The sequence below is a fragment of the Kitasatospora sp. NPDC088346 genome, assembly GCF_044740765.1.
In the GTDB taxonomy this organism is placed as follows: Bacteria; Actinomycetota; Actinomycetes; order Streptomycetales; family Streptomycetaceae; genus Kitasatospora.
On record NZ_JBIURH010000100.1, the window covers coordinates 1 to 12,831 of the forward strand.

Here is a 12,831-nt window from a genome sequence, read left to right on the forward strand (position 1 = left end):
TCCTCAGCCCGCGCACCGTCGAGGCCCATCTGACCAAGGCCTTCGCCAAGCTCGGGGTGAGCACTCGCGCCCAGGTGATGGGGATCGTCCGCGACGCGGGTGCGGCCCGGGCGGTGCCGTCGAGGTGATCCTGGCAAATCAATCACGGTGTGGTGACACGTCGACCTGGGCTCTCCGATTCGGAGGCTCCAGGCACGGTGAGATGTGACACCGCAGGTCCGCCGGCACTCCAGCCGCGGATCGTGATCTTCACAGCTGCTGAGCGGCCCGGCACCAGTGGTGGCGGGCGCGGGCTCGTGCCCGGTATCGGCGCCCCCATGGTTACCAGCGCGGTCGGTGCGCGGTATGCGTGGGCCGGCTTGGCGACCAGGGCGGCGAAGAGCTGCTGAATCTCGATGCCCCCGGAGCGCCCGACGCTACGAACGCGGGCGAGGCCAACCGAGAGGATCAGCGCCCACCTCGCACCGGCGGACGTCGACCTGCCCGTCCTGGAAGACGTGCAGGGTGGGCAGGGACAGCACCCCGTACTTGACGGTGGTCTCGGCGTTGGCGCCGGCGTCGGGCTTGGCGATGGTGCGCCTGTCGCCGACGCGTCCGAGCTTTGTGTTAGCTCCTCCAGGCCGGCTATGACAGCGGCCGCGCGTACCGTCACGCGTGGCCGCTGTTGCGTTTGTGGGCCTGACCTGAGCCGGTGCCGCCGGTGATGGCGCCGGTGCGGGCTTTCGGCGTCGAGCCAGCCGATGTCCTGGCCCGTGTCGCCCGACTACACCGAAGCCTCGGCCCCTGCGCTGGGGGCGAACCCGCTCCCCTGCTCGGCGAACACCTTGATCGCGGCGCCCAGGAACTCCACCATCCCGGGGTGGTAGGAATCGTGGAACGCCCTCATGGCCTCGTCCTCGGCGTAGAAGAGCGACATGCCGACGTAAGCCTGCCTGGATGGGGTGTAGAACCGGCAGACGATGTCGAAGTGCCTGCGGACGAGCTCCTGGATCTGCTGGTCCCCGGGCAGGGAGCCACCGTCCAGGAAAGCCGTGATCTCCCGGTACACGACGTCCCAGTCCTGGTGGACCCGTTCCCTGTCCACATGTTCCCAGTCGTTGGTCCCGGCAAGGCTCTTCGTCTGCTCCTCGGCCAACGACCGGCGACACTCGTCCTCGTAACTGTTCCCCACGACACCGGTTCCCATCGTTTCGTCACCTCTCCGGTGGATCCCCGAGAGGCCGCCGACATGTCGACATCGACCGGCCGCCGATGATCAACTGCCGGTCCAGGCCGAACGGTGACACACAGCCACCGGGTCGGCAAACCATTTCTTGGACCCTCCGGCGCTCCGTCCCGGTCAGCCGGCGGCAGAAAGGCGCAGCTCGAACGGCGAGCCGTCGGAGCGGGGCGTCCAGCCGCTCGACCGCGCGGCCCGGATTCCCGCGGCAACCTCGCGCGGCTGGACGAGCTCGGCCGGCACCGGGCCCGGTGCCACGACGGCCGGTCGACCGGTCTCCACGACGAGTGTCGTCCCGGGGCGGGCCGCGTCCTCCACCACGTAGCCCAGGGTGCCGAGGTGGTATTCGCAGCACCGGGGGTTGCCGCTCACCCGCCAGTGGTACTCGACACCGTCGACGACGATGCGGCGGGCACCCTTCTTCGTCAGTGCCACTCTCTGCCTCTCCGCGACGGCCGACCAGTCGCCACACTGTCCCGCACCCCGACGCCGCCCGCTGGTCCGACGTGATCCGAAACAGAGCGCCTCTTCACCATCGAAGTTGCCGAACACCTGTGACTCGAAGGTCCCCTCGGGCCCGTGATCCACGACTGCGGCCGCAGCCCCGTCGTCCGGCGCCACGAAGAACTTGATGACGATGCTCACCGGGGCATGCTGCCCGCTCAGCCGACCCTCGTCCGGGCCGACGCAGGACGCCAGCGCCTGGGCCTCCTCGGCAGTGACCGGTCCGCTGATCGCTTCGAGTTGCCCCACCCGCCGGACCATCTCGTCCTCGTCCGCGTCCCGCCAGTCGGGGAGGGCGCCGCCGGCCACGAACTCCCGCACTTCACGTCTCATGGCCGAATGATCGCCGTCTGGGGCCGGACCTGGCAGGGTCGTGGCAGGTCAGGCCACCTTGGCGTCGCTCGGCAGGAGTGCAGTCGACACGGCGCTGTGCTCATCGAACTGGCGGCGGTTCTTGAGGCAGTGGCAGAGCTGGCGTAGCTTCCTGGGTTCTGGCTCGTTGGTGTGCCCGGCCCGCAGCAGACGCTTCCCGGAGACCGCGGCGGGGCCCCCGCGGCGGCCGACAGTGCGGGCTCTCGTGTGATACGGCGGCGTTACACGGCTGCGCCAGCATGGTCGACGTTCGATCGATCGTCGATGATCCGCCTCAGACAGGGTTCCGTATGCACGTCGTCCGCCGAGTCCTCGCAGTGTTCGCCAGTGTGGCGGTGCTCGCCGGCGTCAGCCTGTTCGCGTCCTCCACCGCGCAGGCCGCCACCTCCTGCTCCGGCACCATCACGTACGACCAGAGTGTCTCGCACAACGGCAGTGCCATCGGCGAGTTGCTCATCTACTACAACAGCAGCAACGGCGGCACCAACAGCGCCTGCTTCTACCACCGCGGGGCGTCCTACGGCGTCTCGGCGACGACCAGCGTCGGGATCTACCGGTGCCTGCAGAAGTCCGGTACGGGCGGCGGCTGCACCGTCGACGCCTCGTCGCGCATCGACAAGGGATCGTACGCGTACAACGCAGGGCCGGTCGGCATGACCGGCACGGCGAACTACTGCGTCTACGCCTACGGCTACGTCAACTGGGCCGGCCACGAGTACTCCGTGTCGAGCGGAACCCGGGGCTGCTGAGCCCCGCGTCCCGCCCCCTCGACGGGGCGCGGGGAACGCCCCCGAGGTCCCGTTCCCGGCTTCGGCGGGCCCGCCCCACGGTGGACCGACCAGAGCCCGACAGATCCGCATTTCCGACCGTGTCGAACCACTGGATGTTCGGCGCAAGAGAGGTTTGTTCCGTGCACAAGAAGCTCGTCTCCGTCCTCGGTGCCCTCGCGATGGCCGGAGCCGCCACCGTGATGACCGCGCCTGAGGCCTCAGCTCTCGCCGCCTCGCCGACGGAGGTCTGCGGCCCCGGCTACAAGGTCGTCGACTCCGAACAGCTCATCAACCGCGACGTGTGGGTCTACCTGACCTACAACAGCTCCAACGGCTACAACTGCGTGGTCACCGTCCGTGGGAACGGGGGCACCCCGGTGCACATGTCGGCCGGCCTCACCGTCGAGGGCAGCTCCCAGAACTCCGACACCGGCTACTACGGGTCCTACGCCGGCCCGGTCTACGCCTACGCCGCAGGCAAGTGCGTCAAGTGGAACGGCTGGTTCAGCGACGACGACCAGAGCTCGTACGAGAGCCCCTGGAGCCACTGCGGCTGACCCGCCGACGGTGGCCCCGCCACCGGACCCGGATCCCGCCCCACAGCGGTCCGGCCCGGTGGCGGGGCTTCGGCGTTCCACTCCGCCCGATGCCGCTGCGGCCCGATGCCAGGGCCGAACGTAGCGGCCGAACGCAGCGGGCGAACGCAGCGGGCGGTGGAGCCGCTCAGGTGTAGCGGTAGCTGAGGTTGCCCCGCGTCGGACCGGAGGTGCCGGTGGGCCAGGTGGCCTTGCCCCTGGTGTCCTAGAAGACGACGAGGTTGCCGTCGTCCTTGAGCTTGGCGTGCCCGCCGGGCGCCGGGTTGAGGGCACCCTCTCCCAGTCCCGGCTGACCCCGCCCGGCTGTCACAGGTTCCGAGGCCCTGCACGGGATACGGCGCCGGCCTGCCGTCGGGCAGCAGCCCTCGGCGCCCGGCCGTGCGACGCCCGCGTGCGGCCACTTGCACGACACTCCGCCCCGCCGGTGACAGCACGTCAAGAGCAGCAGGTCTCAACCGGACAGGCGCAGCACAGCCGGCCGCAAGGTGAGGGCCGAAGTGCCGGCACCCGGTGCGGTGCTGCGGTTTCGGGAGAAGGCGCACAGAGGCGGCGAATCTGCTGCGGAAGCAGGTTCCGGACACTTCGTCGATACCGCTGTGTGATCGGCCGATCACCGGCAGGATGGTGCGCGGCAGATCGTCGACCGCAAGGGGAGGACGGCATGGGCAAGCACGGAGGCGGTTCCGGGGACGGGAGCCCGGGCCCGCAGGACGACAGCGGCTCGGGCAACAAGCACGGCGGTGGCGGCTCGGACGAGGGCGGGAACACCTCCGACGGTCAGGGCCCCACGGACGGCGGCAGGTGACGATCGGCCAGGAGACGGAGACCGGCCCCGATCAGCTGATCTCCGCCCTCCTCGCCGCCGGTGCCCTGGCCGGGGACTGGGTGCCGGCATTCCGCGCCGTTGGGCGGGAGGCGTTCGTCCCCGACGTCGTGTGGCCCGGCACCGCGGACGGCACCCGCCGGCACGCCGCCGTCGACCGGCGCACCGACCCCGCCGCATGGCGGGAGGCGGTGTACCGGGACGTGCCGCTGACGTTCCAGTGGGACGACGGCACCCACCGAGGGCCGGGCCCTGGCATGGTGCCGAGTTCGTCGGTGTCGATGCCCAGCATGGTCGCCGGGATGCTCGCCGACCTCGACGTCGCCGAGGGGATGCGGGTGCTGGACGTGGGGACGGGGGCCGGCTGGAACGCCGGTCTGCTGGCCCGGCGGCTCGGCGGCGACCGCGTGGTCACCGTCGAGGTCGATCCCCACCTCGCGGCGGCCGCCCGGCAGCGTCTCACGGCCCAAGGGCTGCACCCGCGGTGCGTGATCGGGGACGGCGCGGCGGGCCACCCGGCCGGCGCGCCCTACGACCGGCTGATCGCCACGTTCTCCGTCATCGACGTCCCGGCGGCGTGGGTGGAGCAGATCGTGCCCGGCGGGCTGATCGTGGTGCCGTGGGGCACCGAGTACGGCGGCGAGGCCGTCGCCCGCCTCACCGTCACCGAAGGCGGCACCGCCGAGGGCCGCTTCACCCGCTCGTCCGCGTTCATGCGCATGCGTTCCCAGCGCGGCGTGCGGCCGCCGTTCGACGCCTACCTGAAAGGCCGGCCGTGGCCGGCCGACGGCCGACGCTCCACCACCCCGCTCTCCCCCGCCCACACCGGCGGCTGGATCGAGCAGTTCGCGATCGGCCTGCAGGTCCCCCACGTGTTCTGGCGCAGCGAGCGTTACGACGACGGCACCTACACCCTGTGGCTGCACGACAGCGCCGACACCCGCACCTGGGCCAGCGCCGACTGGGAACCCGGCCGCACCGGGTACGAGGTCGTGCAGGCCGGGCCGCGGTCGCTGTGGGACGAGGTCGAGGCCGCCTGGCACTGGTGGGACGCCCAGGGCAGGCCGGGCTTCACCCGGTTCGGCCTCACCGTCGACCGCACCGGCCAGCACCCCTGGCTCGACACCCCCGACCACCGGGTGAGCACGACCCTGGCCCCGTAGCCCACCCCGCCGCTGGTGCGGGCGACGGGCCGCCGGAACCGGCAGCCCAACACCCCGGCCGGCCGCTGTTCGCCGGGCCCGGGGCAGCAGGGGGCGTCCGTCGGTGGCCGCACCGCCGGACCGACGCGGAGGCACCTTGCGCGGGACCTGCGGTCAGAAGACACCCTTCAGGACCTTGGCGAAAATACCTTCCTTACCCGGACGGACCCCGTTCAGGTTCGCCCAGTTCCCGAACCCCAGCATGTTCGCAGGCAACTGGCTCATGAGCACCTCACCCGGCCCGAGGGCAGTCGGGCCGAAACCTGGATGGAGGTCCAGGAGCGAAGCGGGCGCAGCAGCCGCGTGGGCGGCGGCCGGAGCGAACAGGCACAGCCGCGCCCGCGAGAGCGCCGGTGGCGAGGAACTGCTTGGTTGCCTTCATACCCGGAAAACGATCAACCGCCCATCCCGTCACATGCCCCGGAGGCGCACGGCGGCCTTGAGCACCTGCCTGCAGCGGCCCTCCTCGCGCGGGCGGCGCTCCCGCTGCGAGGAGCCGTGGTCCGGCGCGGGACACGGCCGCAGACCAGTGGCAGGGGTCGTGGGGGCGGAGAGGGCAGGATTCGAACCTGCGCGCGGGCCCCAGGGGGCCCTGCTCGGCCATCGCTGGCCAGGCACCCGATGAACCGCTCCGGGCACCTCTCCCTGTCCGGGAGCCATCTCGCGCTCCCTGCCGTGCCCTCAGGATGCCCCGGGCGCCTGACCCGGGGCTGACACCCGGCTGACCGGGCACCGGGCGCCGGGCGCCGGGCCGGACGTTGTCATCGGGCTTCGGGCTCTCCCGCGCCGCGGCCCGGCACGGATACGGCGGCGGGACTGCTGTCAGGCCGCGGCCCGGGCCGCCCGGTGGTGCGACGCCCGGACGCGGGCGGAGGCGCGGGTGCGGGTGCGGGCCGCGTCGCCGGCCCGGATCCCCTCGGCGGCGGGAGTCGTGGCCGCAAGGCGCGCCCGCAGGCGGTGGACGCGCAGGTCCAGAGCGATGGTGATCCGGCGGCGGGACCCGTCGCGCACCGCCGCCACGATGGCAGTGCTCGTGCGCAGGCAGGCGGCAAGATACGTCGCGGTCCAGCCCTGCGCCGCCAGCTCGGCCAGGACCGCGGCCACCGGAGCAGCACACGTCAGGCCCCGCCCCGGAGAGGAGGGCCCGCCCGCGCCCGGGCAGCGCAACACCGAGGACCGCCTCGGCGGCGCCGCGGGCGATCCGCGCCGGACGACGAGACGGCTCGCGCAGCAGACGGCGCACCAGGGTCACGGCGACACCGGAGGCATCCGCGATGTCCTGCGCCGACATACCGCGCCGCACCAGCACGGCGGCGTGGGTGGCCGCGAGGGCGGGATCGACCCGGGCCGCCACACCCTTCGCGCGGTCACGGTGACGGCGCCGCCAGGCCCGAAGCGCCGCCTGCCGGCACACGGCAAGGGCGCAGCCGTAGTCCGCGCACGAGGCTTGGCCGTGCCGCACCCGGCTGCGCACCGGCCGCCGCGACACCCCGCCGCCCGCCGCCCGCCGCCCGCTCCTGGCCTGCTGTCTCCGGCACGCCCCCGCCCCCTTCCGATCGTCCGCTTGTTCGGGCTGCCGCGGGAAGCGGGTCGGCTTGGGGGTGGGTCAGCCGAGCCAGACGATGTCGATGACGTGCAGGCGCCCCATCTGGCGGTTGACCAGGTAGACGAGGCTGAGCTGGCCGATGGAGGCGCAGCGCACGTCCTCGCCTTCGGGGTCGGTGGCGTCCCACTGGGGCCAGCCCCAGGGGGTGCGGGAGGCGATGTCGAGGAGGTCGCGGACCATCTGTTGGGCGTGCGTCGGAAGTTGGGTGAACGTCTTGCCGGCCTGCGGGGAGAGGCGGGCGGGCCAGACCGCCTCGCTCACGGGCGGGTCCCGAGGAAGTCGGCCAGGTCGATGCCGTCCTCGTCGTCCATGCCGCCGGCGACGAAGGCGTCGACGGCAGGTGCGCTCTCCAGGCGGATCTGCCAGGTGCGCACGACCTCGTGCAGCGGGGACAGGTCGTAGGTCTGGCGGGAGTCCTCGAGGGCCTTGTCCCAGTCCCGTTCGAACGCCGGGAGCCAGCGGGCGGCGCGCTCGGGGTGCTCGGCGCGGATGCGGGCCAGCAGCCGGGCCGCCGCGCGCGGGGCCGGTGCGGGCGGCGGGGCGGGAAGGTGCTCGCTCTGGGCGCTCACAGGAATCCTCCACTTCGTCGTCCGCCACGGTACGGCAATCGGGTTCAACGGGCAGCGGGCGCAAGGGATTCTTCACGGAGCGGGCGGATTCGGCCGCCCGGACGCGCAGCCGGAATGCCGGCCGGCCCGTACCCTTCCCCCGGGACCTCCCAGCAGGCGCCCCGGGGGCCTTCCGTCGGGGGCGGTCCGGTTGCCCCGGCCGCCTCGGCGCGGGAACGGGGAGGCAGTGGGGGAGGCGTAGACGACGCAGTCGATGTTCACGCCGAGCGGGTAACGGCCGTTCGCCCGCGCGACGTTGGCCATCTTGCGGTGCAGGTTCAGCCGCGCCTTGGCGATGACCGCGGCCCGGATGTCCGGGCGCCACGTCGGACGTTCCAGGGCCGGCCACGGCTCGCCGGGGATGAGGTGTTGCCCCGCCTGGCTCGTGCGGCTGGGTGGACGAGCCACTCGACCTGTGCAACCTCCCGAAGGACGGTGAGCGGATTGCCCACCTGCGGGTGCGGGCCGGGAAGAGCCGGGCAACGGTGGCGGCTGAACTCGACCGGCACCGGAGACCTACCGGGAGAGGGAGACCCGCGGGCACGCGCCGGAGACAAGATGGCCGGCCCCCGCGACGGCTGGGGAGACGCCCCCCCGGCGGCCTGGCTGGGCTCGCGGGTGAACACCCCGTTCTTCACCAGGCGCACGGTCCAGAAGAACGCGAGCTTCGACGGCACGTGGCGGCCACCGGTGTACGGGCCGCACGAGTGCAGCAAGCCCGAGTACTGACGAGGCACTGGCCCTGGTCCTGTCGAGGTGTTCGTACACCGTGAAGCAAGGACCCGTGAACAGGTCGGCGATCTGCTGGAAGCCTTCTCCCGCTCGTCGTGGGGCCGTTGGGTGAGCGCAGGCTGGTCCACGGTGAGCCTGGGCCGGCGTCCGCTGACACTCGGGTTATGCCGCATCTGTGCACCGCGCGAGTCATGTCCGCTCGCGGCCGGCCTACGAGGTCCAGGCGACGGCCACGACGGCCGCAGCGGCGGTGAACGTACCGACGGCGTAGAACGCCCACGGCCGCTTGTTGCGCATGCCCACCCACGCCGCCGCAGCCACCAGGGCGTCCAGGGCCAGCTTCACCCACATCTTCGCGTCGTTCACCGGCAGGTCCAGGGACGAGCGGGTCCATATGAGCCCCGCACCTGTGACCAGTTGGACGACCGCGCTGGTCACCATGTACCCGCCGGTCACCGGATCGTTTCCGCGGGTCTGGTAGAAGATGCCGCCCAGCAGCGCGGCGAAGCCGAAGAGGTGGAAGACGAGAAGGACGTTCCGGAGGTTCTCCATGTCAGTGATCTTTCTCTAACGGCAGCGGGATTTCGCGGTCTTTCGAACAGAAAGCCCACCGTCGCAGGGGCCCGCCCCGCCCGGGCGACTCCGTCGCAGCCACCGACAGGGGGCTACCGCATCAACCGTCACACCACTGCGCGTAGCGCCGCACCGCGTCCGGCAGCCGGATCTCCGCAGACCCCGGTCGCCCCCCGGTGTGACGGTGCATGACATGCCGCGTTCGGAGCAATGGGGGCACACGAGCCTGTCAGCCGTCACGCTGTGCGTGTCGATCAGGGGCCAGGTCAGGGAGACCGCAGGCGCGCAGGTCGCATGACGAGTGGTCGGACAGGATCCGGCGGGCCCCGTCAGGCCGCTGGGACGGCCCGTCGGCGGAACGCAGGATCTGTCACTCCGATCGCCCCGGCCCCCCGAGCCATAGCGTCAGGAGACATCAGTGATCGGACAGCACGCCCCTGAACAAGCCCTTGCCGAAGCAGGGGAACGACGACGTGGAGCCGGCGCAGGCGCTGGCCCGCGTGAGCAGTGGCGGCGGGCGGGGGCGGTCGCGGGACTGTGCATGGCACTGTCCGGCACCGGACTTCTGCCCGCAGCCGCCGCACCGACGGGAGCCCCGCCGGCCGTGACTCCGGCGCAGGCCCGAGCGGCTGACCCCTCGTTCACCTTCAGTTACACCGGGGCCTCGCAGAGCCTCACCATCCCGGCGAACGCCGTGGTCACGATCACCGCCGACGGCGCCGGCGGCGCCGACAACAGCGGCACAACCTGTTCCGTCATGGGGACGGGCGGGGCGGGGGCTCGAGTCGTCACCACCCTCCCGCAGACGACTTCCTCGACGACGGTCACCATCAACGTCGGCGGCACCGGCGGCAAGGGCTGCAACGGCAGTGGTACGGGCGGCACCGGCGGGTTCAACGGAGGCGCCCCGGGCGGGGGGATCTCGGCCACGACGTTTCGGGCGGAAGGCCCCGGTGGGGGTGGTGCCTCCAGCGTCAGCGCGGGCTCCTTCCTGGTGGTCGCCGGGGGCGGCGGCGCCGCCGGTGGCACCGGGGGCAGCCTTCCGGGCGGCAGTGGCGGCAACGGCGGAACCACGCCGAATGGCACCGGCGGTACCGACGGAAGCGCCACCGGGCCCGGGGCAGCAGCGGGCCACGGCGGGGGCGGCGGCAGCACCAGCACGACCACCGGTGGTGCAGGCGGGGTCGCCGGCAGCGTTCCGTTCTGCAGCGCCACCCCGGGTGGACCGGGCGGCGGGTTCGCCGGCACCACGGTCGGTACCGGCGGCACCGGCGGCAGCATCGACGGCGGCTGCGCCGCGACCGCCACCGGTGCCGGCGGGGGCGGCGGAGGTGGGTACTTCGCCGGCGGTGGCGGCGGCAGCGGTGCCGTCAACAACACCGGTACCGCGGCCGGCGGAGGCGGCGGTGGCGGCGGCAGCAGCTTCGCCACCCCCACGGGCACCGGGACGTCGTACACGGCGTCCACCGTCGGGACCGCCAACCACAACGGTCAGGTGATCATCAGCTACACCGTGGGCAAGCCGGTCACCACGTACCTGACCGCGATGCCCCAGCGCACCCGCACCGGCTCGCTCGTGATCCTCAGCGACCTGATCTGCCCGGGCCCGGGCTCCACCACCAGGCCCACCGGCACCGTCACCTTCACCGACGCCACCACCCACACCACCCTGGGCACGTCCCCGGTGAACGTCTCCATCGGCAACTGCGCCGCAGCCGGACTCCTCACCGTCTTCCGCACCACCGGCGCCCACACCATCACCGCCGTCTACAGCGGCGACGCGGTATACCAGGACAACAGCGGCAACCCCGAAACCCTCACCGTCACCGTGACCCCCTGACCGGAACGAGTCGGTCGACGCTCCGGCCGGGAAGGCGACTTCCTCCCGGCGCAGCCCCGGCACTCGGCGTACCCGGCCGTCCCGGGGGCAGGCCCGCCCGTGACGGGTCCTTGAGCGGTGGTGGGCATGCGAGGAGTTCCGGGCGGGTCCGCCGGTCGCGGGTCCGCCCGGCTCGACCGCGGGTCGCGGTGGAGCCGGGCGGGCGATGTCTCACGCGGTGCCGTCGGCGCGCCGACGCCGGACGGCGGCGAGGGCGGTGATGCCGACGCCGATCAGGAGTGCGGCGATGCCTGCGAGGAGGCCGGTGCGGTCGCCGTCGACGCCGGTCGTGGCCAGCTGACCGGCCGGTGCCCGGTCCGCGGGCGCCGCTGCCGCGGACACCGGCGGCGAGCCGGTCGAGTGCGGGAGCCAGGGGCCCTCCGTGGCCTGGCTGAGCCACTGACGAACGAACAGGTGCAAGTGGCCGCGGTGGGGGCAGCGGAAGGCGTCGATCTGGAAGCGGCCGGCTCTTGGCCCATCCGAACGGGCCACGCTCCAGCGGGCCTGCGATCCAGCGGACATCGTCGTAGCTGTGCTCGCCGCCGTAGGTGCACCGTGCCTCGACCCGGGCGCTCGGAGGCAGGACAGGCCCGGCTCGTCGCCGATGGCCTCGACGTCCTTGGCGTCGAGCGCGAAGGCACCGGCCGCCACGTCGGGGGCCGACGCCTTCGTGTCCGGTCGGGTCAGCCGTGGAGACCGGCCGCGAGTCCGACCGGCCGCCGGTCGACACCGGGAAGCCGCGGAGCCGATATGCACTCAGGTGTTCACATCAGAAAATACATTGGATACGACCTATCCGGCACGTTCGACGACCGAGCAGAACACCCGAGGAGTGATCATGACGGAAGACCTGAGCGCGCTGCCGCCCGGTGTGACCATGACCCTGGCCGCGATCGCGGCGACCGGGGCGGCCATGCGTCCGTCCGGGGAGAGCCTGGCGAACCAGAAGCAGCGCATCTCCAACGGCATCGTCCAGCAGCTCTCCGACAAGACCCTGGCGACGCAGGGCAACTGGGAGCTGGCCTGGCTCGGGCTGAGCCCGGACAACGCCAACATGGCGTACATCGCGAAGGGGCCGTCGAGCCAGTTCGCCGTGGTCGTCCGTGGGACGGTCGGCAACGCGATCGACACGATCGAGGACCTCGACGTCGGCACGGTGGTCCCGTTCACGGTCGGCGGGCCGTCGCCGGTCTCCGTCTCGAAGGGGGCCATGACGGCGTTCACCCAGGTCGTCGCCATGACCGACGAGTCCTCGGCGGCCGGTTCCGGCCTCGTGGAGGCGCTCACCTCCCTGCTCAAGCCCGCCCCGGGGGCGACGGTCTACGTGGTCGGCCACAGCCTCGGCGGCTGCATCGCGACCATGCTCGCGCTGTACCTGCAGGCCCAGACCTGGAACGACTCGCCGCAGTTCGCCGTGAGCACCTTCGCCGCCCCCACCGCCGGTCTGAAGGACTTCGCCGACCGCTTCAACTCCGTGAAGTGGGCCCTGTGCCAGGGCTACGTCAACAAGTACGACCTCGTGCCGCTGGCCTGGGCCAGTCTCGACACCGCCAAACAGTGGTACCCCTCCCCCGGTCCGGTCGCGCCCCCGGCCGTCAAGGATCTCCTCACGGTGATCAAGGGCCTCAGCGGGACCAACGAGTACGTCCAGCCGGCCACCACCTCCTCCCCGCTGAACGCGGACTACAAGGCCTACGACCCCAAGGTGCTCAAGAGCACGACCCAGGACTTCCTGGCCCAGGTCGCCTTCCAGCACTCCAACCCGACCTACCTGAAGCTGCTGAACTCCCCCGTACCGGCTCCCGCGCCGGTGGTGGACAGCATCAGCCCCCGCGTCGGTGCCCCGGGCACCCTGATCACCATCACCGGCAGCGGCTTCGACTCGCAGAGCATGGTCGACTTCGGTACCGTCCCGTGCGTGCCGCCCAACGCCGTCAGTGACACCCA

The 12,831-nt window shown here is 72.2% G+C and carries 14 protein-coding genes and 1 pseudogene; 7 read left to right on the forward strand and 8 right to left on the reverse strand.

Annotated features, from left to right (window positions below; translation table 11 throughout):
- Positions 1-763 precede the first annotated feature (763 nt).
- Together ACIOFR_RS41015 and ACIOFR_RS41020 are read right to left on the reverse strand one after the other, a co-directional pair.
- Entirely contained in the window at positions 764-1,171 is a 408-nt protein-coding gene (locus tag ACIOFR_RS41015) for a TipAS antibiotic-recognition domain-containing protein (protein WP_401005752.1), read from the reverse strand.
- A gap of 168 nt (positions 1,172-1,339) precedes the next feature.
- Positions 1,340-2,056 carry a hypothetical protein gene (locus ACIOFR_RS41020; protein WP_401005754.1) on the reverse strand — a complete coding sequence of 239 codons (717 nt, stop codon included), beginning with the start codon at positions 2,054-2,056 and terminating at the stop codon, positions 1,340-1,342.
- Positions 2,057-2,412: 356 nt separating this feature from the next.
- Between ACIOFR_RS41020 and ACIOFR_RS41025 the strand changes: the two genes are divergently transcribed.
- The 4 genes from ACIOFR_RS41025 to ACIOFR_RS41040 all read left to right on the forward strand — a co-directional run bounded on the left by ACIOFR_RS41025 (position 2,413) and on the right by ACIOFR_RS41040 (position 5,447).
- Positions 2,413-2,844: a hypothetical protein gene (locus tag ACIOFR_RS41025; protein WP_401005756.1), complete on the forward strand. Its 432-nt coding sequence runs from the start codon at positions 2,413-2,415 to the stop codon at positions 2,842-2,844.
- Between the two features lie 161 nt (positions 2,845-3,005).
- Positions 3,006-3,422, forward strand: coding sequence for a hypothetical protein (locus ACIOFR_RS41030; protein WP_401005758.1), 417 nt, complete (start codon positions 3,006-3,008; stop codon positions 3,420-3,422).
- A 700-nt stretch (positions 3,423-4,122) separates the two neighbouring features.
- A complete protein-coding gene (locus ACIOFR_RS41035; RefSeq protein WP_401005760.1) occupies positions 4,123-4,266 on the forward strand; it encodes a hypothetical protein in 144 nt (47 codons plus the stop codon).
- The gene (locus ACIOFR_RS41040) at positions 4,263-5,447 is read left to right on the forward strand and encodes a methyltransferase domain-containing protein (protein WP_401005762.1); all 1,185 of its coding nucleotides are present in this window, start codon (positions 4,263-4,265) and stop codon (positions 5,445-5,447) included. Before ACIOFR_RS41035 ends, ACIOFR_RS41040 begins: the two co-directional genes overlap by 4 nt.
- Positions 5,448-6,034: 587 nt before the next feature.
- On the opposite strand, the pseudogene ACIOFR_RS41045 reads toward ACIOFR_RS41040, so the two are convergent.
- The 4 genes and pseudogenes from ACIOFR_RS41045 to ACIOFR_RS41060 all read right to left on the reverse strand — a co-directional run bounded on the left by ACIOFR_RS41045 (position 6,035) and on the right by ACIOFR_RS41060 (position 7,661).
- A pseudogene (locus ACIOFR_RS41045) lies at positions 6,035-6,131 on the reverse strand.
- Between the two features lie 177 nt (positions 6,132-6,308).
- Complete coding sequence (locus ACIOFR_RS41050; protein WP_401005764.1) at positions 6,309-6,590, reverse strand: hypothetical protein; 282 nt, start codon at positions 6,588-6,590, stop codon at positions 6,309-6,311.
- A 502-nt stretch (positions 6,591-7,092) separates the two neighbouring features.
- Positions 7,093-7,353, reverse strand: a complete 261-nt coding sequence (locus ACIOFR_RS41055) for a hypothetical protein (protein WP_401005766.1) — start codon at positions 7,351-7,353, stop codon at positions 7,093-7,095.
- Positions 7,350-7,661, reverse strand: coding sequence for a DUF6247 family protein (locus ACIOFR_RS41060; protein ID WP_401005768.1), 312 nt, complete (start codon positions 7,659-7,661; stop codon positions 7,350-7,352). Before ACIOFR_RS41060 ends, ACIOFR_RS41055 begins: the two co-directional genes overlap by 4 nt.
- Positions 7,662-8,258: 597 nt before the next feature.
- On the opposite strand from ACIOFR_RS41060, the gene ACIOFR_RS41065 reads away from it, so the two are divergent.
- Entirely contained in the window at positions 8,259-8,429 is a 171-nt protein-coding gene (locus ACIOFR_RS41065; RefSeq protein ID WP_401005770.1) for a hypothetical protein, read from the forward strand.
- Between the two features lie 213 nt (positions 8,430-8,642).
- On the opposite strand, the gene ACIOFR_RS41070 is transcribed toward ACIOFR_RS41065, so the two are convergent.
- Positions 8,643-8,984, reverse strand: coding sequence for a hypothetical protein (locus tag ACIOFR_RS41070; RefSeq protein WP_401005772.1), 342 nt, complete (start codon positions 8,982-8,984; stop codon positions 8,643-8,645).
- A 625-nt stretch (positions 8,985-9,609) separates the two neighbouring features.
- Between ACIOFR_RS41070 and ACIOFR_RS41075 the strand changes: the two genes are divergently transcribed.
- Positions 9,610-10,845, forward strand: a complete 1,236-nt coding sequence (locus tag ACIOFR_RS41075; RefSeq protein WP_401005774.1) for an Ig-like domain repeat protein — start codon at positions 9,610-9,612, stop codon at positions 10,843-10,845.
- 210 nt (positions 10,846-11,055) lie between these two features.
- Here the strand turns inward: ACIOFR_RS41075 and ACIOFR_RS41080 are convergent, their stop codons facing one another.
- Entirely contained in the window at positions 11,056-11,406 is a 351-nt protein-coding gene (locus ACIOFR_RS41080) for a hypothetical protein (RefSeq protein ID WP_401005776.1), read from the reverse strand.
- 316 nt (positions 11,407-11,722) lie between these two features.
- On the opposite strand from ACIOFR_RS41080, the gene ACIOFR_RS41085 reads away from it, so the two are divergent.
- Positions 11,723-12,831: IPT/TIG domain-containing protein (locus ACIOFR_RS41085; RefSeq protein WP_401005778.1), on the forward strand; the 1,109-nt coding region annotated here is incomplete at its 3' end.

Excerpts from the sequence above, each read along its gene's own strand:
- ACIOFR_RS41065 (WP_401005770.1), top strand. The coding sequence starts at position 8,259 with ATGGCCGGCCCCCGCGACGGCTGGGGAGACGCCCCCCCGGCGGCCTGG.
- ACIOFR_RS41080 (WP_401005776.1), bottom strand. The coding sequence starts at position 11,406 with ATGTCCGCTGGATCGCAGGCCCGCTGGAGCGTGGCCCGTTCGGATGGG.
- ACIOFR_RS41020 (WP_401005754.1), bottom strand. The coding sequence starts at position 2,056 with ATGAGACGTGAAGTGCGGGAGTTCGTGGCCGGCGGCGCCCTCCCCGAC.
- ACIOFR_RS41035 (WP_401005760.1), top strand. The coding sequence starts at position 4,123 with ATGGGCAAGCACGGAGGCGGTTCCGGGGACGGGAGCCCGGGCCCGCAG.
- ACIOFR_RS41070 (WP_401005772.1), bottom strand. The coding sequence starts at position 8,984 with ATGGAGAACCTCCGGAACGTCCTTCTCGTCTTCCACCTCTTCGGCTTC.